The 21,580-nt window shown below is 38.5% G+C and carries 22 protein-coding genes; 1 reads left to right on the top strand and 21 read right to left on the bottom strand.

Annotated features, from left to right (window positions below; translation table 11 throughout):
• Positions 1 to 60: 60 nt before the first annotated feature.
• From ACFX4H_RS05565 to ACFX4H_RS05545, 5 genes are all read right to left on the bottom strand, one after another.
• Complete coding sequence (locus ACFX4H_RS05565; protein ID WP_063591060.1) at positions 61 to 912, bottom strand: M56 family metallopeptidase; 852 nt, start codon at positions 910 to 912, stop codon at positions 61 to 63.
• Positions 912 to 1,328 (bottom strand): BlaI/MecI/CopY family transcriptional regulator, encoded by a 417-nt coding sequence (locus ACFX4H_RS05560; protein WP_034306913.1) that lies wholly within the window; start codon positions 1,326 to 1,328, stop codon positions 912 to 914. The genes ACFX4H_RS05565 and ACFX4H_RS05560 overlap by 1 nt, the downstream gene beginning before the upstream one ends.
• Before the next feature lie 375 nt (positions 1,329 to 1,703).
• The gene (locus ACFX4H_RS05555; RefSeq protein ID WP_283867867.1) at positions 1,704 to 2,411 is read right to left on the bottom strand and encodes an NAD(P)H-binding protein; all 708 of its coding nucleotides are present in this window, start codon (positions 2,409 to 2,411) and stop codon (positions 1,704 to 1,706) included.
• Positions 2,412 to 2,480: 69 nt separating this feature from the next.
• Entirely contained in the window at positions 2,481 to 3,050 is a 570-nt protein-coding gene (locus tag ACFX4H_RS05550; RefSeq protein ID WP_063592562.1) for a histidine phosphatase family protein, read from the bottom strand.
• 27 nt (positions 3,051 to 3,077) lie between these two features.
• Positions 3,078 to 3,422 carry an avidin-fold protein gene (locus tag ACFX4H_RS05545; protein ID WP_048680864.1) on the bottom strand — a complete coding sequence of 115 codons (345 nt, stop codon included), beginning with the start codon at positions 3,420 to 3,422 and terminating at the stop codon, positions 3,078 to 3,080.
• A gap of 242 nt (positions 3,423 to 3,664) precedes the next feature.
• On the opposite strand from ACFX4H_RS05545, the gene ACFX4H_RS05540 reads away from it, so the two are divergent.
• Positions 3,665 to 4,186, top strand: a complete 522-nt coding sequence (locus tag ACFX4H_RS05540) for a DUF2179 domain-containing protein (RefSeq protein ID WP_034306915.1) — start codon at positions 3,665 to 3,667, stop codon at positions 4,184 to 4,186.
• A gap of 43 nt (positions 4,187 to 4,229) precedes the next feature.
• Here ACFX4H_RS05540 and ACFX4H_RS05535 read toward each other — a convergent pair whose 3' ends face one another.
• The 16 genes from ACFX4H_RS05535 to ACFX4H_RS05460 form a co-directional block, all read right to left on the bottom strand.
• A complete protein-coding gene (locus tag ACFX4H_RS05535; RefSeq protein ID WP_377434391.1) occupies positions 4,230 to 4,508 on the bottom strand; it encodes an HNH endonuclease in 279 nt (92 codons plus the stop codon).
• Positions 4,509 to 4,524: 16 nt separating this feature from the next.
• Positions 4,525 to 4,929 carry a hypothetical protein gene (locus tag ACFX4H_RS05530; protein WP_063591059.1) on the bottom strand — a complete coding sequence of 135 codons (405 nt, stop codon included), beginning with the start codon at positions 4,927 to 4,929 and terminating at the stop codon, positions 4,525 to 4,527.
• Between the two features lie 63 nt (positions 4,930 to 4,992).
• Positions 4,993 to 5,748 carry an exodeoxyribonuclease III gene (locus ACFX4H_RS05525; protein WP_377434388.1) on the bottom strand — a complete coding sequence of 252 codons (756 nt, stop codon included), beginning with the start codon at positions 5,746 to 5,748 and terminating at the stop codon, positions 4,993 to 4,995.
• Between the two features lie 76 nt (positions 5,749 to 5,824).
• Entirely contained in the window at positions 5,825 to 7,330 is a 1,506-nt protein-coding gene (cls, locus tag ACFX4H_RS05520) for a cardiolipin synthase (protein WP_283867869.1), read from the bottom strand.
• Positions 7,331 to 7,456: 126 nt separating this feature from the next.
• Entirely contained in the window at positions 7,457 to 8,893 is a 1,437-nt protein-coding gene (gene glgA, locus ACFX4H_RS05515) for a glycogen synthase GlgA (protein WP_377434385.1), read from the bottom strand.
• Between the two features lie 16 nt (positions 8,894 to 8,909).
• Entirely contained in the window at positions 8,910 to 10,016 is a 1,107-nt protein-coding gene (gene glgD / locus ACFX4H_RS05510) for a glucose-1-phosphate adenylyltransferase subunit GlgD (protein WP_249597783.1), read from the bottom strand.
• A 17-nt stretch (positions 10,017 to 10,033) separates the two neighbouring features.
• The gene (locus ACFX4H_RS05505; RefSeq protein ID WP_095391104.1) at positions 10,034 to 11,200 is read right to left on the bottom strand and encodes a glucose-1-phosphate adenylyltransferase; all 1,167 of its coding nucleotides are present in this window, start codon (positions 11,198 to 11,200) and stop codon (positions 10,034 to 10,036) included.
• The gene (glgB, locus tag ACFX4H_RS05500; RefSeq protein ID WP_377434381.1) at positions 11,200 to 13,140 is read right to left on the bottom strand and encodes a 1,4-alpha-glucan branching protein GlgB; all 1,941 of its coding nucleotides are present in this window, start codon (positions 13,138 to 13,140) and stop codon (positions 11,200 to 11,202) included. The genes ACFX4H_RS05505 and glgB overlap by 1 nt, the downstream gene beginning before the upstream one ends.
• A 246-nt stretch (positions 13,141 to 13,386) precedes the next feature.
• A complete protein-coding gene (locus ACFX4H_RS05495; protein WP_095392135.1) occupies positions 13,387 to 14,400 on the bottom strand; it encodes a glycoside hydrolase family 15 protein in 1,014 nt (337 codons plus the stop codon).
• A gap of 621 nt (positions 14,401 to 15,021) precedes the next feature.
• A complete protein-coding gene (locus ACFX4H_RS05490; protein WP_034306929.1) occupies positions 15,022 to 15,540 on the bottom strand; it encodes a mismatch-specific DNA-glycosylase in 519 nt (172 codons plus the stop codon).
• A 949-nt stretch (positions 15,541 to 16,489) separates the two neighbouring features.
• Complete coding sequence (locus tag ACFX4H_RS05485) at positions 16,490 to 17,389, bottom strand: sulfite exporter TauE/SafE family protein (RefSeq protein ID WP_377434378.1); 900 nt, start codon at positions 17,387 to 17,389, stop codon at positions 16,490 to 16,492.
• A gap of 152 nt (positions 17,390 to 17,541) precedes the next feature.
• Positions 17,542 to 18,174 (bottom strand): NAD(P)-binding protein, encoded by a 633-nt coding sequence (locus ACFX4H_RS05480; protein WP_063591050.1) that lies wholly within the window; start codon positions 18,172 to 18,174, stop codon positions 17,542 to 17,544.
• The gene (locus ACFX4H_RS05475) at positions 18,155 to 18,916 is read right to left on the bottom strand and encodes a sirohydrochlorin chelatase (protein ID WP_249597780.1); all 762 of its coding nucleotides are present in this window, start codon (positions 18,914 to 18,916) and stop codon (positions 18,155 to 18,157) included. Before ACFX4H_RS05475 ends, ACFX4H_RS05480 begins: the two co-directional genes overlap by 20 nt.
• Positions 18,916 to 19,692, bottom strand: coding sequence for a uroporphyrinogen-III C-methyltransferase (cobA, locus tag ACFX4H_RS05470; RefSeq protein ID WP_057277558.1), 777 nt, complete (start codon positions 19,690 to 19,692; stop codon positions 18,916 to 18,918). Before cobA ends, ACFX4H_RS05475 begins: the two co-directional genes overlap by 1 nt.
• Positions 19,693 to 19,711: 19 nt before the next feature.
• Complete coding sequence (locus tag ACFX4H_RS05465) at positions 19,712 to 19,927, bottom strand: DUF3906 family protein (RefSeq protein WP_034306935.1); 216 nt, start codon at positions 19,925 to 19,927, stop codon at positions 19,712 to 19,714.
• 20 nt (positions 19,928 to 19,947) lie between these two features.
• On the bottom strand, positions 19,948 to 21,573 hold the full coding sequence (locus ACFX4H_RS05460; RefSeq protein WP_034306938.1) for a nitrite/sulfite reductase: 1,626 nt from the start codon (positions 21,571 to 21,573) through the stop codon (positions 19,948 to 19,950).
• Positions 21,574 to 21,580 lie beyond the last annotated feature (7 nt).

Genomic DNA, 21,580 nt, shown 5'->3' with positions numbered 1-21,580 from the left:
TTTTTTTATTTAACACTACAAAGTGTAGTGTAAAGTGGTAAAAAAATCAAGTGAAAGTCATCAGACAATCACTATAGTCATTCCTATAAGGATAACCAAAACATAAATGGAAACAAAAATCGTGGTAGTTTCAGCCCTTAAAGGAATTGTTTTATGGGGATCAATTAATTGCTGAAGTCTATAGTTAACTGATTCATTCGAGAAATGAACAAGGACAGGAGAGGATTTATCAGTGCACCCATGTTTAATTAACTTCAATAAAGCGGCACTTATTCCTAATTCAGTCCCCATTTTATGAATCGCATTCTCGTCGGCTGATAATTCACTTATTATTTTGTAATTTTTATGACACCATTTTGTCAGTGGGACAAACCACAACGCATTTGAAATCAACTGTAAAATAAAGATGACGAGTGGATCATATTTCTTTTGGTGAAAGGCTTCATGCTCCACTACCGCTTCTAGTTCATCAAAGTCCAGTAATCGAATTAAACCAGTACTGAACACAATGAAAGGCCGCCTGAAACCAAGCGTAAACGCAAGAGGCAGTTCAGCGTTCACAACTAAGATATCATTGTTGTCCCGATTGAATGTTTCATTTACATTCCTTGTCATATCAACGTTTTTTGAAAGAAAAAGCTTTTGTTTAAACCTTCTGGATAAGAAATATTGCTCTGCAATTTTGAATAAGGTACTTAATATACTATAGGATATTATTATACTGAGCAGTGTGACGACCACAAAGTAGTATACTGAATCTTCCTTGAATAAACTAAAACAAAATTTAAAGAAATTAGCTTTAATATTCACGCCAAAAAAGATGTGTACTAAAAAAGCTCCCATTTGGCACCATACTACACAGGCAATTAAAAGACTCAGGCTTATCACAAAATAAGACTTTCTCTTCCACATTATAATTTATCCTTTTTTAACGATTGAATTTTTTGTTCCAATTTTTCAATTAAACCTTGGTCAGCGTCTTTCATGGCATCCAGCATATGGCTTATGACCGCTCCACCAAATTCATCCAGCAAGTTCTCAGTCAGTTTCTTTGACTGCTCTTCAAAAAACTCCTCTTTGGACTGCACCGGGCGAAATAATGAAAGCCTTCCTTCAGACCTCTTTTCAAGAATGCCTTTTTCGACTAAACGATTCATGACGGTCATTACTGTGTTGAAATTGATAGGTTTGTCAAGTTCCAATGATTGTTGAACCGCTTTAATGCTTTGTTCATCTTTATCCCATAAATATTCCATGATATTTGCTTCCAATGGACCAAAGAAACGATTCAGTCCAACTTCATCATATTTAAAATTTTTAATTTTCATCCTTTTCCACCTCCCACTACAAATTGTAGTGGAAATCACTGTTACAATCAAGTTTCATCCGGAAGATATGAACGTTGATTTCCACTCCAGGTACTTGCTTTCATCTCAGGAGTCTCCTACCTTCCGTTCCAGTCAACTGAAACATTTATAAATAAAAAATGTAGATAAACTGGCTTTTATTCGAGTTTGACTACAGTCTAATTCGAGCCTTTTACAGGCACGTTTCAATAATTAATAGTAATCCTTTGTCCTCCATTACCTCAAAGGGGGATCAAAATTTGTCCAGGAATTTAAAAACGAGCCTTATTGGGGCTCGTTTTCAGTATATCGTCGGCATGGTCTTCCCAAACCTTCATTTTTACAGGAAACTTGTATCTATTTTTTTACTATTTTATCCGGATGATCACTATTAATCGTAACTCTTTGTGCAAGTTCCTCTATTTCAGCAGAATCATAAAAATGATATCCTTTTGCCGTCGTTTGGGCCGCAACGTACATTGCAGCAGCTACTTTGTTTGCTTCTATTGCACGATATGGACGTAAAGGGCCTACAAAGACAAATTTTGCAAAAGTACTTAGCAGCCCAGAAATCTTTTCACCTGCCCTGAATTCCTTTCGTTCTCCAAGAAGTAAGGAAGGACGGAAAATATGTACAGTATTCAATGCCAGATGTTGTAGTGTACCTTCCACATCACCTTTAACACGGCTGTAGAAGAACATTGATTTGGAATTGGCACCCATGGCCGTAATGACGAGTATTTTTTCAACATTGGATGTCTTTGCCAATCTAGCTGCTTCAATTACATAGTCATAATCCACTTTACGAAATGCTTCCTTCGATTTAGCCTTTTTAATAGTTGTACCCAAACAAATGAACACATCGGTGACTTTGAACAAATCGGCATACTTGGATAAATTATCGAAATCCACAACATGTCCTATGCATTTGGGATCGGCGAGTTTCAGTGCCCTTCTTGTCAGCAAATGGATTTCACTATAGATTTTGCTTTTGCCTAGCTCTTTAACCAACTGGGTGCCTACCATACCTGTAGCGCCTAAAATCAATGCCTTCTTAATAGTCATGATTTCCTTCTTTCTATACTTAGCTTTTCAATCAACCATTTCCTTTTTAACTAACCTAGCTTAATAGGACTAAGATAAATGATTCACTTGATTGAAATCATCAATTATCCAGGAATCAACTTCAAATCTGATCGTACTCAAACATGCATTGAACAAGCGCATTTCGTTGGATACGATTGACTCATTTGACATCAAGCGTAAAATAAAATGAATGACGGCTCCATGGGCAACAAGTATAACTTTCTTCTCAGGATACTCCTTCTGAATTTCCTGGAGCCCATTCATCAGCCTGTTTCGTAGAGATTCCTGATTTTCCTGACCAGGATAATCTTTATCCCTGAATGCAGACTTCCTTTCCGCTGCAGTCATTCCTTCAGCGGCGCCAAAATTCTTTTCAATGAATTCCATTTTTTCAATAACCGGTACTTCAATATAGTGCGAAATGATATCCGCCGTCTCCCTTGCCCTCTTCAGGGGGCTTGTAATAATTACATCCCAATCATCTTTTGATAAAAATTCACCACATTGCCGTGCCTGTATCTTTCCAAGTTCATTTAAAGGAATATCAGTCTGCCCTTGCAGCTTTCCTAGTGCATTCCAATCTGTTTGACCATGCCGCACTAAACAAATAGTAGTAATTGTCCTCAAACCCCTCTAAGTAGATTGTTATTTTCTCACTTCTTCAATGATGGAATGTCCTTCAGTCCGTTCGAGATCTGACCATTTCCACTTTTCATGCAAGCGCAGCCTTCCATCAGGAAGCATTTCAGGGGTGGAAAGGCAGCTGCCTCCTCTAATTTCACCTTTTTCATTGATATGATTATACCTGAATTCCAGAGTTCCATCCAGATTGACCAGCCCTATTAAAGTCCCTTTAACAATCTCTCCCCCCTGATAACTTGCTGAAAGAATTGAGCCGTCTTGTGAATAGTGGAAGGTAGTATTTCCTGACACTTCTCCATTTTCAGAATTGATTTTAGCTTTGAATATCCGACCATCATAATTAAACATCATCATTCCCCCATATGAATTAATAAGGATAATGATACCAAATTAATTAAAAAAAGAATATTTAAAAATCTTATGGGATTTTTAAATCTGTGTCCATGGAAATGACACAAAAAATACATAATATTCCCCATTGAATTACCCTATAATGATGTGGTTATATTAGGGAAGATGTTACTTATGGAATGAACAATCCCCAATTTGAAACGTCTAATTAAACTGGAAGATTTTGGTGAGGTGCTCAAGTGAAAGAAATACTTCTGATTCTACTATTACAACTTATTTATGTTCCGATTTACACATTGCGAACCATTTTCTTAGTAAAAAATATTACCATACTAGCCTCGATACTGGGTATCGCAGAAATGTTAATATACGTTTTTGGATTATCCCTCGTATTTGGCGGTGACCAAAGCATACTCGCCATGGTTGTATATGCAGTCGGTTTTGGAATCGGAATAATTTTTGGTACGAAAATTGAGCAAAAACTTGCCATCGGTTTTATTAATGTAACCGTTAATACTCAAACCAAAAATGAACATTTGGTAGATACATTGAGGAACAACGGATTTGGTGTAACTCTTTATACGGGCGAGGGCAGGGATAGCAACCGTTATCGTATGGAAATCTTGACCAAACGCAATCGGGAACAAGAATTGATAGCAACCGTTGAAAAGTTTGAACCTAAAGCTTTCATCATTTCATATGAACCACGTTATTTTAAAGGTGGATTTTTATTGGATCGGTTGAAAAATAAAGCAAGCTGAAAATGAAAAGCAAAAGCCCATCTTATTAAGATGGGCTTTTGCTTTATTTCGTTTTTGATTTTCTTATTCTCACTGCCCTCGTTACCGGTTGTTTTTTAATCCACTTTAAATATTTTTTTAATGCTTCATCATCTTTTAACAAAAGCACGGTATTTAGTCGGATGGCCAGTTCTCGGTTTGAATACAGTGCGTGAATCTGTTTGTGGCAAGATTTACAGAGATAGGCTATTGGTAAATGGCTTCCGCCAAATTCTCTGGGTGTTAAATGATGGATGGTCAGTTCTATCTTATCCCTGTCACAAAGCTCACAAGTACCTATCATTACATTACTCGGCCAATTATGGCTTTACGGATTTTCCTTCTTCAACAATATGAAACATCAAATGGGCAAGATGATGGATTGGTCCGTACTCTTCATTGTCATCATCTTCTTCATCCTCCACTTCCACTTCATCCATCCCTTGTAAATAAAGTGCCATGAACTCATAAAAATCATTTTTAGTAAAGGAGTAACAATCACTTGGATCCTGATTATCTTCTTCATACTGTAAAACTAGATGGGATAAATCACCCTCATCATCTTCAGCATCAAAAAATACGAAATAACCGATATTTGTATCCAGTTCAAATAATCTGCGAAATCCGCGTGATGTTGCTTTTTCAAACTCAGGCGACGTCAATTTTTGCACTTGCATGCTGTCTACATTATCTTCTTGATGAAAGCCCACGATAAATGTGTTCATAATCAAACCTCCTGTTGAATATGGATAACCATTAGTATCCCCATTTAACCGAATTTATTCCATTTAGAGGTTTGTTTCCAAAACGACCGGGCAATGATCGCTGCCCATGACATCGCAGTGAATGTTTGCCTCTATTAAAGAATCCGCCAGACGTTTTGAAACAATGAAATAATCGATTCTCCACCCAATATTCCGCTCCCTGACTTTTGCCATATATGACCACCAAGTATAAGAGCCTTCCTGGTCTGGATAAAAATGGCGAAATGTATCGATAAACCCTGAATCAAGTAATTCAGTCATCTTTCCACGTTCTTCATTTGTAAAACCGGAATTCCCTATATTGGGTTTTGGGTTTTTCAAGTCGATTTCCTGGTGTGCGACATTGAGGTCACCACAAAAGATAACCGGCTTCACCAGGTCCAGTTCCTTAAGATATTTTATCATCTCATCTTCCCATTCGAGACGGTAATTCAGTCTCGATAAATCCCTTTTTGCATTGGGGGTATAAACATTCACCATATAAAAACTCTCGAATTCAAGTGTTATGATCCTGCCTTCCGGCTCCTCATCCAGCTCTCCTACACCATATTTCACTGAAAGCGGTTTTTCCTTCGTGAAAATGGCTGTACCTGAATATCCTTTTTTCAGTGCATAATTCCAATATTGATGGTACCCTTCCAACTCAAGTGAAATCTGCCCTTCTTGAAGCTTAGTTTCTTGAAGGCAGAAAATATCTGTATCCACGTCTTTAAAGTAATCTAAAAATCCTTTTTTAACACAAGCCCTAATTCCATTTACATTCCAGGAAACCAATTTCATATACTCTTAAATTCTCCTTATGGCCAATTTAATTTCTTTACATTTCAACTATACTATTTATCTGCTTTTTTTCCCATTAGAGTACATTCGAAAACAATCTGGCAAATGATTCTTTTGAACGTTCCAGTAAACCACGATTGTTATACCCGATAGGATCTAGTTTGTCACTATCCATCATATCCTCTTTGTAATGAGTGATGAGATCTTCAATGGTACGGCTGCCCATAAGAAAGACATTCACTTCAAAATTCAGGTGGAAACTCCTCATATCCATATTTGCCGTTCCTATGGAAGCCATATCACCATCTACGATAATAAGTTTCTGATGTAGAAAACCTTTGTTGTACGAGTATACCTCTACGCCGAATTGAAGCAGCTCACCGAAATAGGAGCGACTGCCGTATTGGGTTAAAAACCCATCATTTACTGCCGGAACCATAACCCTGACTTGTATCCCCTTAATTGCGGCATGTTTAATTGCTGCTTTAATCGCTTGATTTGGTACGAAGTATGGACTTGCAATCCAGATTGATTTTGTGGCGTTCGTGATAAGTGAATAGTAAAAATCACTCATGATCCCCTGTTGTGTATCAGGTCCGCTCGCTACCACCTGGACAGCTCCATCCCCTTGTACCACTTTATTCTTGAATTCTGGACGTCCTTGCAATACATCTTCGCCGCTGACATATTCCCAATCCAAAAGGAAAACGGTATGAAGCATATATACCGCTTCACCTTTAAGGATCATATGTGTATCTCTCCAAAAACCAATGCTTTTATTTCGGCCTAAATATTCCTCTCCTACGTTTAAACCTCCTACAAAGCCAACTTCCCCATCTATGATGATGATTTTACGGTGATTCCTAAAATTAAATTTTTGATTGAAAAAACCGTGTTTCAATGGCGAAAAGGGATAGGCTTTAACCCCTGCATTTTTCATCCGTTTAACCTCATTATTTGAGAGGCTTAAACTTCCTGCCGCATCAAAAATGAATAAAACCTCCACACCATTTTTTGCTTTTTCAATAAGGATATCTATAATTTCAGTACCAAGCCTGTCGGAACGAAAAATATAGTATTCAATATGGATGAATTTCTCAGCTTTTCTTAATTGTTTTATGATTTCTGTAAACGTTTCGTTGCCATTTTTCAATACTTCCGTTTTCGATGATGTACTAATGGTGGTCTCAGATGCATTTTTGGCAAAAGCTGCGAATGATTTCTGATGATCATTCAAGAACGATAAATCTGGAGAGGATACCCGTGTAACAAGACTCTTCCATTCTTCTCGATCTTTTTTCCTTTTACTTCGGAATAAATACCCCTTTAAATAGAGCTGACCTGAGAATAGATAAAACACATATCCAAATACCGGGAAAAATAAAAGCACATACATCCATAAAAGTGTCTCGTGGGCAAATCTATTTTCGAGCATTAGTGAAAATAGGGTGATAAACATGACCAAAATATATAATCCAATAAAAAATAGCTTCACGTCGAAGCTAACTTGAGTAAACAGGATCATATAAACTGAAGCAATTAATATAAATAAAAATACAATTTCCATCCTTCTTCTTTTCATCTTTTCATTCTCCTACACAGCAATATTTTATATATAAATATCATATACCCATATTTGATGGTAAAAGAAACAAAACACTTACGAAAACAATGTTCGCAAGTGCTTTGTGTATTACCTATCCAGTTATCACTTCATGACAGGAATCAAACTTTCATACAACTCCATATACTTTAATGACGATGATGTCCAACTAAAGTCTAACTTCATTGCATTTTCGGCCATTTTCCTCCATCTTTTCGGCTGGAATTTGTAAAGACCAACAGATTGCTCAATTGTATGGAGCATATCGTGTGCATTATAATTCGTAAAACTGAAGCCATTGCCTTCACCAGTAAATTGGTTATACGGTATGACCGTATCACGAAGTCCGCCAGTTTCCCTCACTAAAGGCAGTGTACCATACCGCAGTGCCAAGAGTTGGCCGATACCACATGGTTCGAATTGTGACGGCATCAGGAATAAATCAGAACCTGCATATATCCTTCTTGCCAACCCCTCATCAAAATATGTATGGACTGAAACCTGATTTGGATATTGGTCAGCTAAATGACGAAATGCCGTTTCATATTGCTCTTCACCCGTACCTAAAAGAATGAATTGAACTCCTTGGTTCATCATTTCATGAAAAACATGGAGAACAAGATCTATTCCTTTTTGATCAACAAGCCTCGTTACCATTGATAAAACCGGGACGTCATCATTGACAGGAAGACCCAGCGATTCCTGTAGCTGACGTTTATTCTCCATCTTACCCTCATAAGAATCGAATGGAACAGCAAGATGTTCATCTGCTGCAGGATTATATTCCTCATAATCGATTCCATTGATAATCCCTTTAAGCTCACCATTTCTCTTACGTAAAAACCCATCCAGATTTTCCCCGAAATAAGGTATCTGAATTTCTTCCGCATAACTTGGGCTTACAGTTGTGACTATGTTAGAAAAAGCCAGGCCGGCTTTCAAATAACTTACATTCCCATGAAATTCAAGACCATCGATATTAAAATATAACTCACTCAAATCGAGTAATTCAGCTAATACAGCTTTAGGATAAACTCCTTGATAGCGTAAATTATGTATCGTAAATATCGTTTTAATATCCTGATAGAATGGATGGTTATGATAATGGGCTTTCTTCAAAACGCTGACAAGGCCCGTTTGCCAATCATGGCAGTGTATAACATCCGGTTTTTCTTCTAAATAGGGTAAAGCCTCTAAAATTGCACGGGAAAAGAAGGCGAACCTTTCGCCATCATCGAAGAAACCATAACTACCATGCCTTTTGAAATAATATTCATTATCCAGAAAATAATATGTAATTCCGTTAGCAACAAGTTTTTCGATGCCGCAAAATTGCTGGCGCCAACCAACAGGAACTTCAATACTCGTAATATGTTCCAATTCCTGTTTGAATTGGTTTGGAAGATCCGCGTATTTAGGTAGGATTACACTTACATGGACTCCCTGTTTTTTCAGCGCTTTCGGGAGCGCGCCTATAACGTCTCCGAGCCCTCCCGTTTTTATAAAAGGGGCGCATTCTGAAGCAGCAAATACAACATTCATTGCCGCACCTCCTCTATTAAATTACTTCCGCTTTTTTTATTACTGTAGGCTGTTTTAAACCAATAACTGATTTTTCACCAGTAACTCTCACTTCTTTATCAGTTATGATATTTTCAACGATGGCCCCTTCTTCAATCACGCCTTTTTGCATGATGATGCTATTTCTTACTATCGCACCCTTTTTCACCTTTACCCCACGGAAGAGTATACTGTTTTCGACAATCCCTTCAATATCACAACCGTTGGCTATCAATGAATTGGTAACCTTCGAAGAACTTGAATATTTGGTCGGTGCCTCATGTTTGATTTTCGTATAAACAGCCCAAGTATCCCCGAAGAAAGAACGGATTACCGAAGGGTTCAGGAAATTCATATTACTGGCATGAAAGCTTTCAATGGAATGGATGAATGGCATATCACCAGTAAAGTTATAGCCTTTTACGGTAAAACGATGAAGATTTGCTTTCACAGCGTCTTTCAAAAAGTCATATTCCCCACTGGCAACACAGCTTTTGATCAAGTTCACCAATAGCGTTTTACTTATGATGAAAGTTTCTAGACAAACATGGTCACCAGGTCTAGGGATGGTATAAAAGCTAATGTCAGTTATGTCTTCATCCGAATCTACCGAGCAGGTGTGATAGATTGGTTTTTCAATCAATTCCCCTACATAATCCTTATATACCACCGTTATATCCGCTTTATGTTTTTTGTGATAATCAAGCACTTCATTAAAATCCAATTTGCATACATGGCTTCCTGGGGAAATGATGACAGTATCTGCCTCTGCACGTTCGAAAAAGCTGAGATGATCATAAAATTGCTTCATATCGCCTGTTACCGTTTCGTCCGGATGGATAGGGGGCAAGATGTGTAAGCCTCCTGAACGCCGATCCAAGTTCCATTCTTTACCTGAGCCAAGATGATCCATAACTGAAAGATACTTTTCTTTTGGAAAAACGGCTACTTTTGATACATCTGCATTAATGAGATTCGACATAGTAAAGTCAATCAAACGGTAGCGTCCACCAAATGGCACAGATGCTACATTACGGTGAGCAGTCAGATCTTTTAAATGTTGTCTTTCATTGATTAAGTTAATAATACCCAACACATTTTCCATAGCATCTTCCCCTTTTTCTAGTTAAGAGTGATCTTTTTTTTGTTTGGATTGATAATGGTTTGATTTTCACCAATTAAGGTAATATCGGATGTCACCGCTGAATTGCCAACTACGGCACCATCTTCTATAACACAATTGCTGGCTATGATGCTTCTTTCTATATGAACGTTTTCACCAATCGTGACATTAGGCATGATGACTGAATCTTTTATGGTTGACCCATAGCCCACCTGTACATTATAGGATAAAACCGAATGTTCAATGTTCCCATGTATCATGCATCCTTCATTGATAAGCGACTGACTGACCTCGGCATCCGGTGATATATATTGCGGCGGATGATTTGCATTGCGGGCAAAAATTTTCCATTGCTGATCATCCAACTGGAAATTTGGCGTATCCTCCAATAAGTCCATATGTGCCTGCCAAAGGCTTTCGACCGTTCCGACATCTTTCCAATAATCATTAAAACGGTAGGCATATAGCTTTTTTCGATCTTCAAGCATTTTTGGAATGATGTTGCTGCCAAAATCATTGGAAGAATTTTCGTCCTTTTCATCATTGATTAAATACCGTCTTAGGGTTTTCCAATTGAAAAGGTAAACTCCCATGGAAGCGAGATTACTTTTTGGATATTTTGGTTTTTCGTCAAATTGTGTGATTTTATCATCATCATTGGTATTCATGATTCCGAAACGACTTGCTTCCTGCCACGGCACTTGAATGACCGCTATTGTTGCCTCTGAATTTTTTTCGATGTGATAATCAAGCATCTTACTGTAGTCCATCTTATAAATATGGTCACCAGAGAGAATCAGTACATGTTCCGGATCATAGTTATCAATGTATTGGATATTTTGATAAACTGCATTTGCCGTCCCTTTATACCATTCACCGCCTTCTTTCCCTTGATAAGGGGGAAGTACGGAAACTCCGCCAACATCCAAATCAAGGTCCCAAGCTTTGCCATTACCAACATAATCATTTAGAATCAAAGGCTGGTATTGGGTCAGTACCCCAACCGTATCTATACCAGAATGAGTGCAGTTACTTAATGGAAAATCGATGATTCTATATTTACCGCCAAAGGGAACAGCTGGTTTTGCCAAACCAATCGTCAATTCACCTAACCTTGAACCCTGGCCTCCTGCCAATAACATTGCTATCCATTTTTTCGCTCCCATTATTCGGTCACTCTCCCCCGTCTTTTTTTTGTTTGCTTCATAAATATAGAAATGCCTAATGGAGGTACAGTTATTTCCATGCTGTATGGTTGATTATGGTATGGTATCTTTTTGACATTAATGGGTTCTTCATTGATCTGACCCGACCCTCCGAAAGCTGCTGAATCACTGCTGAAAACTTCTATATATTTGCCATGGGATGGTACACCTATTTGATATTGAGCATGAGCCTGTGCAGAAAAATTACAGACAACAATGCAATAATCGCCTTTGCGTTTACCTTTTCTCATAAAGGTGATGATACTTTGTTCACTATTGTTCGGATCGATCCATTCAAAACCTTCCTGGACATGATCCAGTCTCCAAAGGGAGGAAGTTTGGCTATAAAAGTTCTGAAGGGTACGGAAGTAATATGCCATCTTTTCGTGGGATTCATATTCCAAAAGCAGCCAATCCAATTGTTCCTCATCTTTCCATTCTATGAATTGACCAAATTCACCTCCCATAAATAGAAGCTTCTTTCCAGGATGCGTCATGAAATACCCAAAGAGTAACCGTAAATTTGCAAACTTCTGCCAATAGTCACCTGGCATTTTATTCAATAATGACTTCTTGCCATGAACCACTTCATCATGTGAAAAGGGCAAGACGAAATTTTCTGAAAAAGCATAGAAAAATGAAAATGTTAAGAGGTTATGATGATATGGCCTTTCATTTGTTTCAAGTTTCATATAACGAAGGATATCGTTAGTCCATCCCATATTCCATTTGTAATTAAAGCCCAGGCCGCCTATATCAGTAGGAGAAGTTATAAGTGGCCGGTCTGTCGCTTCTTCAGCCATCATTAATGCATTGGGAAATTTCTTGAAAACCACTTCGTTAAGTTTTTGTAAAAATTGTATGGCTTCCAGGTTTTCCTCACCGCCAAACTGGTTTTTCAGCTTGACCGGCAATGGATTATCATGATTCAAGTAAACCATTGACGATACCGCATCGACACGGACCCCATCAATATGGTATACATCCATCCAAAACATGACATTTGATATAAGGAAACTGATTACTTCAGGTTTAGTAAAATCAAAGTTGTATGTCCCCCATAACGGGCGATCTGCTCTCGTGTAATCAATTGGTTCATAGAGAGGCGTACCATCAAAACGGGAAAGTCCATGCGCGTCTTTACAAAAATGGGCGGGAACCCAGTCAAGGATTACTCCTATGCCCTTTTGGTGGCAAAGGTTAATTAAATATTTAAAATCTTCCGGTGAACCGTACCGACTGTTTACGGAATAATAACCCGTGACCTGGTATCCCCACGATTTATCAAAAGGGTGTTCCATTATGGCCATGATTTCAATATGTGTAAAACTATTATCAATCACATATTCAACTAATCTATCAGCCAATTCACGGTACGAATAAAATTCACCATCTTCTTTCTGTTTCCATGTTCCTGGGTGCACTTCATAAATGGACATGGGTTTTTGATAAATATTTTCCTTTTTCCTATCGGCTATCCACTTCGAATCTTGCCATTCAAAATTATCCAGCCTTTTAATGACCGAAGCAGTATTTGGTCTGACCTCCGAATAAAAGGCATATGGATCGGCTTTTAGGATACGTTTATTTCCGGGTGTATGTATTTCATATTTATAGAGTTCCCCTTCTTGTAATCCTGGTACGAACAACACCCAGATACCTGAACGCTCGATCCGTTTCATCGCATGATCTTTTCCGTCCCAATTATTAAAATTACCGACTACTGAAACTTGCTTGGCATGGGGGGCCCAAACGGTGAAGCGTACTCCTTCATTACCTAATGTTGTCACAATATGTGCCCCAAGCATTTTATAGCTTTCATAAAGGGTGCCTTCATGAAACAAATACAAATCGAAATCGCTTGGATAAATCTCTTGTAGCTGGTCAATAATTGTACTCAATAAAACCCCTCCATCAGTATTAACTCGATAGTATTTTACCCATCCTTCCCCAGTTATTATATATATTCGATAAAAATGATATTAATCCTTCAAATGGAGGTGAAGTTATTGTTATAAATAGCCGTTTTTTTGTAAATTTAAACACTTTTTTAAAGAAAAAAGACATTTATTGTAAAAATATTATTATACCAAGAAAAACTCTCCCCTTTTTTTGGGAAGAGCTTTAAGGTATCCAGTATGAATGCTTCATGTTATTTGTTCAGTTCGAATCATGGAAGTCTTCGTCAAGAATAAATAGGATAATGAGACTGACCATGCCAAAGGAGTATTCCCGTTTGGTAAATTACTGCCTCCAATATATAACTCAGGAACTTCCCAATTTTCCGGAATGATCATTTTGGTTTTATCTATATATTCATTAACTTTGTTCATCATGCCAAGTTCAAGGTAGCATAAGCCCAACCATGGAAGCCCGAAACACCATTCCGCTTCTTGACCGTCATTATAATAAAGGTCCTTCTCATATCTAATGCAACCATTTGTTCTTTCTAGTCTTTCTGTGACATTCTTCAATATTTCAAGTGCTATTTCACGGTCTACCAGCCGATACGGATAAATCAACGATAAAAGGGCTAAATCCGTCTCTTTTGAATAACTTTCCCTTGGAAGCAGGAAACGAAGTGTTTCTTCTCCCTTTTTAATCAGTTCTTCCTTGACGTTTACCAGCATTTTGACTGAATTCAATCCAGCAACACATGCACCTATGCTTGAAGCGTGGATTTCTATATTTTCTTCCCACATCCCGTTATCTTCCGACTGCCAATATTGCAGGCATTCCAAGTAATTGACCAGCTTTTGGACAATTTCTAAATCACGTTGGTTTCTTATCACCTTTTTACCATGCCTATATCCTTCACCGACACCCCATAGAAAGGCACCTACCGCATCATTTTGGGCATGCCCCCACTCATCGGGCAGTTCTTTTAGCTCAGTGGAATACCTTGCATGGATATGTTCAAATAGAAACTGGGGTTTCTGCACCGTATGAATATCTATCTTCCACTCATAGGTTTGAAATAAGTCGAATAAAGCATGATATGCTTTTTCGTAACGATTGGACGGATCATTTATAAAAGGTATTACTGTATAAACGACATCCCTTATCCAGACATAATTATAATCATCGGAAACGCTTGCAGTATATGCACCATTAGGAAGCCGCATGCGATCAAGAACCTCTAGGGCACCATTAACATTCATCAATTGAACACCTCCATAGTTATTTGCTTATTCCCATTGTAGACAGACTCCCGTTTTCTAAACGTTGGTTGTTTCATTTTCAATTAGAAGCGCTTTCATTTCTGCTAACCAAACCGATCATTCAGAAGTACATTCACCCTAGTTTATGTAATCACTGGCCATTTTGATAATCAAGCTTCCAATGTTCATAAAAAAGCGTCATTTGCCTAACCGTAATGAACGAACTCAAAAAGGTGCGGTTTATGAAATATGTTCTTGGGAAATAAAAAACCAGTAATGGCAATCCATTACTGGTTATATCGGCCTATCATTAAAATGTTTAGTAATGATCAAAAGAAATTTCGTAATTTCATCAAGGAAAGCAATCCAATCATAACCGTAGCCAATCGATGCCCCATTCAGGAATCTGCATATTACTAAGCAGCGCCAAAGGATCGATTCTAGGTATGAAAGTCCCTATCGAAGACCCTGTTTAGCAAAACCGATACTTAGGTATCCCATAAAATAAATTTACAATCCTTTACTCCTTGGCAAAAGCCTTCGACCTCGGAAAAGCCACCGCTTTTCCATTTTAGAATTATCCTGACTCGTATAATTTCACCGTTGTTTTAATAAGTTTCTTCAATTGCTTTTCAGCTGGCCAAGCAGAATGGGCAACTCACTATATATTTCGATGATCTCATTTATCGGCATTCTAACTAAACCGCTGGAAGATGGGGCAACGAATTCCATGGTCTCATTGAATGTAGTTTCTTCTTGCAGCCCCCATGAGATTTTTCGTAATTGACGATATTCCTGATAGACACCCTTTCCTACAAAACAGACAAGTTTAGGTTTATACTTTTTTATTTTCCTTTTTAATTGTTTCCTTCCTTTTATGTACTCTTCTTTAGTGATATCGTCCGCTCCTTTTGTAGGTCTGGAAACGATATTGGTAAAACCATAACCTAAATCCAGCAATGACGAGTCTTCAGTCGGTTCATATTTCCTTGGTGTCAGCCCGGACTCGAAGAGGATTTTCCAAAATCGATTATTTGGATTCGCATAATGATGACCAGTCTCACCTGAACGAATGCTTGGGTTGAAACCTACGAACAAAATATCCAAATTTTCCTTTAAATGATCAGAGATGCCTTCCATTTTAAAACTCCTTTTCAAATTTGCTATTTAATCATTGTACAAAACTGAAAAATATTTAACTACCTTTTGAACGGTGACGGCTCCATAGTATGGGTGCAGACCTGACAAATTGTATATGGAAGACCTATTGCCCCTAAAACATTACGTTCGCCTTCACTGGACACAGTGCCAAACATTAGATATGAAAAGGATACCATAGTGGAGGTAAAGATTTTTTCCAAGGAATAAATTGATAACCGATTTTTCCGATGTCCCGGCATAAAGCAAAAACCTGCATGCTTTTCAAAGCTTGCAGGGATTTAAATTAAAGGATATCCGCGATTTTTTTTCATGTACTCATCGTCGGAAATGACAGACATCTAAAGGACATTAAGTATATGGCTGAGTGCATTCAAGTTGCCCATTCATTTACTAGTAGTGAACTGATGACTATTGTAGGCACGGGGAGGGCTATTGGGGAAACCAAGACAAGCGAAAGACCCATTATTTCTGGTAGAAATCAAGGGAATTTTTGGACGCTGAATTAGCCTCCATCAATCAAATGCTGATATCCAAACAGGCAGGGATTTAAATTCGATAGAGTAAAAGAAATAGTCCCTCCTATTATATTAAGTGAAAGTGTAAATCACTCATTTGAACAGTAGGAGCTATAAATTATTGATTCTGCTTCTGTTCTAAAATCATTCAAATCTCTCCGATGGTTTTCTTTAGTAAGGGGTACTATGAATTCTTATACATCGGAGTGATAAGTCTCTCGATTTTTGGGAACCCTTAAAAATGGTAATGAATCTATTAAATAAGATCAAGATCCTTTATTAAAACCGCAGCAACTTTATAGTCGGAATTCCATTTGGCAAACGACTTTACTCGTAGGCACATACATACCTACGAGTTTATTTCCGCATCGGAATATGCTTCTTGTGTACATTCGCTTCTTTCAAACTCGGAATCAGGAAACATTCTGGCGGTGTTCGATATGATCATGTTTTCTCGCATTGCCCATTTTATTGATGGTAAGAAGAATTCCAGAAAACCATATTGTCACGATGCCAGTATAGATGTATATATGGGCTTCAATCGGAATCCATGTAGCTAATAATGTTCTTACATTGATTAAGATAATAAAACCGCCCACTAAAACACCCATTAATTGAGCAGGAAGCATCCTGACGAGCCAGGCTGCAATTGGTGCGGCAACCACCCCTCCAATTATCAACGCTACGACCCAAAGCCAATTGACAGCTTCCCATCCAAGAGAAATGATAAAGCCAAGACTTCCAAAGAAAGCAATGGCAAATTCGCTCGTATCTACAGTTCCTACAGCTTTCCTTGCCGTCATGCCTTTTTTTGACAATAAAACAGGTGTTGCAATCGGTCCCCAACCGCCTCCGCCTGTTGCATCACAAAAGCCTGCAAAAAGGCCTAACGGAATGGATTGTTTTGCGGTCAATGGCTTTACGGTTTCATTTTCCTTTGACGGTTTAAAAATAAATAAAAAGCGGAATAAAACGTATACACCAAGACCAAATAAAAATATGGCAATATACGGTTTTGCTAATTCGGCTGGCAGGTTACTCAGGAAACATGCACCTACAAATGCACCAACAGAACCTGGAATGATCAAGCGATAGACCATATTTTTATCGACGTTCCCAAACTTTATATGTGAAGCTCCGGATACTGCTGTGGTCACTACTTCCGATAAATGAACGGATGCTGATGCTACTGCAGGGGCAATCCCGAATGTCAATAATAAGGAAGTGGAACTCACTCCATACCCCATTCCAAGCGAACCATCAATTAATTGGGCTAAAAACCCGATAAAGGCCAAAACGATTAACTTTTTCATGACATTCCCCTTTTTTCACTAAAATAGAACCTATATCATCGACCCGATGGTACCGTTTGCCTGTATAAATCATTTAGATTTCCTTTAAGGCACAAAGAGGCACCTAACCAAAATGAAATGACATGTTGGTTAGGTGCCTTCAGTTTTTCTGATCAGCCCATCGATATATTTTCTTCAGCTTCTACAGGTAAAAGCCTAGCTAAAAAACGATATCTTTCTTTTAAGGAATATTTATAAATATCCTCTATTGAATCTTTCAATAATTTAGATTTTTCTTCTTTTGAAAATGACCCACTCTTTATAATCATTCTTGCTTCAAAAAGGAATTCAAGATATTCTTCATACGATTCATCATATACTTTACCTAGGTCATTCCGTATTTTTTTTGCGAGCGTTGGACTTGCTCCATTGGTAGAAACACTTATGGAAAGCATGCCTCTATTCAATGTGGCCGGTATATGAAAATTACCCAACTCATGATTGCTGATTACATTAACCAACTGACTTTCGGATGCATTCTCGTAAACTCGTTCATTTACTTCAGTAGAATTGGTAGCTACAATGATTAAAAATGCATCATTATAGTCAGTTTCTTCCACTTCTTTAAGTAAGACCCGAATCTTACCTTCTTTCTCCAACACTTGAAAACCTGTGCATATTTCGGGGCTTACGACGGTAACTTCAGCACCAGCTTCCAATAAGGGGCCCGCTTTAAAGTAAGCTATTTTACCACCGCCGATGATGACACACTTTCTGTTCTCGATATTAAGCGTAATTGGATACATAGTCTCCCTCCCCACTCACTTCATGAATTCGTTCCGATATTGCTTGTTCAATCTTTGGGTGATAACCTAAATATCGGCAAAGTGTGAATCTTTGCTTCCCCTTTTTTTGGATCTTTTTTATACTTTTTTCAATCGACTGCATTAAGAGACCTGTAAACAATAAGTAAGGAATGATAAATACTTGGTTTGATCGAGATTCCACCGCAAATTCCAACGCTTCTCCAAAGCTTGGTGTGGCAGCTGTCAAATAACACTCTTGCACCCGGATTTTTGGAAACCTGTTCCTTAGCAAAACGGCCAATCGAGATAAATCCCTTTTCACGTCGGGATCACTGCTGCCCCTTCCAACCAATAATACCAAGGAATCCTCTGTAACACTTACATTTGTTTCCTCCAACCGTTCCACTAAAATGTCAACCATTTTCTCGCTGACACCAATCGGCCTCCCGTATTTCAAGTCAACGGCAGGGTACCGTTCTTTCATTTTATTCAATATGACTGGAATATCATGTTTTGCATGTACAGCTGTCAGCAATAGAACAGGAATGGCCAATATACTCGTCGCACCTTTTTGGACGCATCGTTCGTAGGCCTCTTCAATCGTAGGAGTTTCCAATTCCAAGAAGCAATACTCTTGAATGGAATATGGCTGTGCTTGCATACAAACTTTAATAAAATCAATGGCTTGGGCTGAAGCTTCTTTAACACGGCTGCCATGGCAAATATATAAAATGGCTTCCATTAAAAGGCCTCATTCGCCAACAAATTTTCGGTTTGTTTTCCTTCAAACCATTTGATTTTTTCCCGTAAATTAACGACATCTCCCACGACTATCATGCAAGGATTCGAAATTTGTTCGTTATTGGCGGTTTCCACTACTTTAGCCAACGTACTGACAGCTGTTTTTTGCGTTGTTAATGTACCCCAATGAATAAGGGCTACCGGAGTCTCCGGGCTTTTCCCATGTTCCAAAAGTTTTCCTTGAATATATGGCAGGTTTTTAACACCCATATAAATGGCTAATGTATCGATTCCTTTTGCAAGGGATTCCCACTTGATATTATCCTCTTCATCTTTTTTCCGATGACCGGTAACAATTGCAAATGATGAAGCATGGTCCCTATGTGTAACTGGAATTCCCGCATAGGCTGTAGCGGCGATTCCAGCCGTAATTCCTGGTACGATTTCAAAGCTCACGCCACTTTTGGCAAGGGCTTCCGCTTCCTCACCGCCTCTCCCAAAGACGAATGGATCGCCGCCTTTCAAACGGGTGACTATTTTCCCCTTTTTTGCATATTTAACGAGGAACCGATTGATGGTATCCTGCTGCAACAAATGATAATCCGGCAGTTTACCGCAATTAATCAGCTCGACACCGTCTTTTGCATGATTCAAAAGTTCTTTATTGACAAGTCGATCATATAAAATGACATCAGCTTCTTGGATGCATTTTAATCCTTTTAATGTAATTAAATCTGGATCTCCGGGACCGGCTCCTACTAGATATACTTTCCCCATTTTTGCATCCTGCCTTCCCTTAGAGAATTGTTTCGAATTCCGATAAAACGAAACCTGCTCCATTTTTAATTTTCCTTTTTTCATATAATGAGATGTCATCCACTTCAGGCATTTTCAAATAATGCTTTTCCAGCTCGATATCAACAAGTTCAAACGCCTTTTCATCTGAATCGGCAACAATGATGACATGAATTGGTTTTTCCTTGATAGTGACTTCAAAACGGTATAGATTCATGGAATGCTTACCTTCCCCTATTAAACGGCCACTTCCGCTAATATATCATCAAGTTTACTTTGTAATTCGTCCACCCCTACCCTTTCCACAAAATCGAGAAAGGTTTCGGATAGTAGTTTTGTTTCTTTGAAAAATAGGATCATTTCTTTCAGAACATGATGGAGCTTTTCAGCTTCCACTTTTCCTTTAAGCTTTTCATTGAACTTCCCGCCCTCATTAAGCGTTCCTCCAACGTATATCTCGAAAGCCTCGACCATCTTTTTATCCTGGTTTTTCATTTTTATGCCTTGCAGCCCTATTTCGGCGATGGCTCTTTGACCGCAATTATTCGGACAGCCGACCATATGCATCCTTACAGGCACATCGAGATCTATTTCCTTGTCAAGTGATTCAGATATGGTCCTCATTCGGTTTTTCGTTTCAACCAGAGCCAGGTTGCAATACTCGATGCCTGTACACGAAACGGAATACCCAATGAATTTCTTTGGTTGATATGGAAATCTTTCAAAGATGGATTCCTGCTTTAATTCCTCAAGTTTTGCATCCGGCACATTAGGAATGATTAGATTTTGAGAATTACAGTTGCGGATTTCACCATTTCCATATTTTTTTGCAAGTTCGGCAAATTCGATCACTTCGTCTGGGTTTAAACGACCAACTGGTATATTGACGCCAACATAGTTCAGACCATCTTGCTTTTGTTTATGGATGCCGTAGAAATACCCTGCATTCCATCCTTTCACCGCACTTTCTCCCTTTTCAGGAAGCGGACCGGTGTATTCCAGCAATTTTTCCTTGAATTGTTCAGGACCCCAGTCAGCGACAAGGAATTTCAAACGTGAGCGATGACGCTTTTCACGGTACCCAAAGTCACGGAATATCGTCGTGATGGCGGCAGCCACTTCCACAGTTTTTTCAGGTAAAATGAATAAGTCAAGTTCTTCTGCCAGCATCGGAACGGAGGAAAGCCCACCCCCTACTTTTACGTGAAAACCGACTTCCGTTACTCCATCAATTACTTTAGTAGCTGGATTGAATGAAACACAGTTGATTTCAGCATTTGAAGCATTATGGATATTAGCACTTATGGACATTTTATATTTCCTCGGAAGGTTCGAATAGTCTTCGTTAAGGCGGAAATACTCAAATACATCATAAAGTACCTCGCGTGTATCAAAAAGTTCATCAGGATCGATGCCTGCCAATGCATTACCGATGATATTGCGGGTTATATCACCACAAGCTCCAGCCGTAGTCATTCCAACCTTTTCTAAACGATTCAATATATCCGGGACCTGTTCGATGGTCAGCCAATGGAATTGAATGGCTTGACGGGTTGTAATGTCATATACATCCCTCCCGTAATCTTTAGCGATGTTAGCTAGAGTTATTTGTTGATCATAAGTCAGGATACCTCCGGGAATTACGACTCGCATCATCCAATAACCAGCTTCTTTTGGCCGTTGCAGGTATAAACCTGCCCACTTGAACATATCCCATTTCTCTTTAGGGATGGAATCAAACCCATTTGCTGCGTAATGTGGAATATCATCAAATATCTTCAAGCCATCTTTTTCCAATTTCCAGATTTCCGTTTTATTTTTAGCGATTAGTGGATTTTCCGACCAAAATTTCTCGTAAACCATTACATTT

This window comes from Peribacillus sp. YIM B13477, from assembly GCF_042787955.1.
In the GTDB taxonomy this organism is placed as follows: Bacteria; Bacillota; Bacilli; order Bacillales; family DSM-1321; genus Peribacillus; species Peribacillus frigoritolerans.
This window is presented reverse-complemented; position numbering and strand designations above follow the sequence as displayed.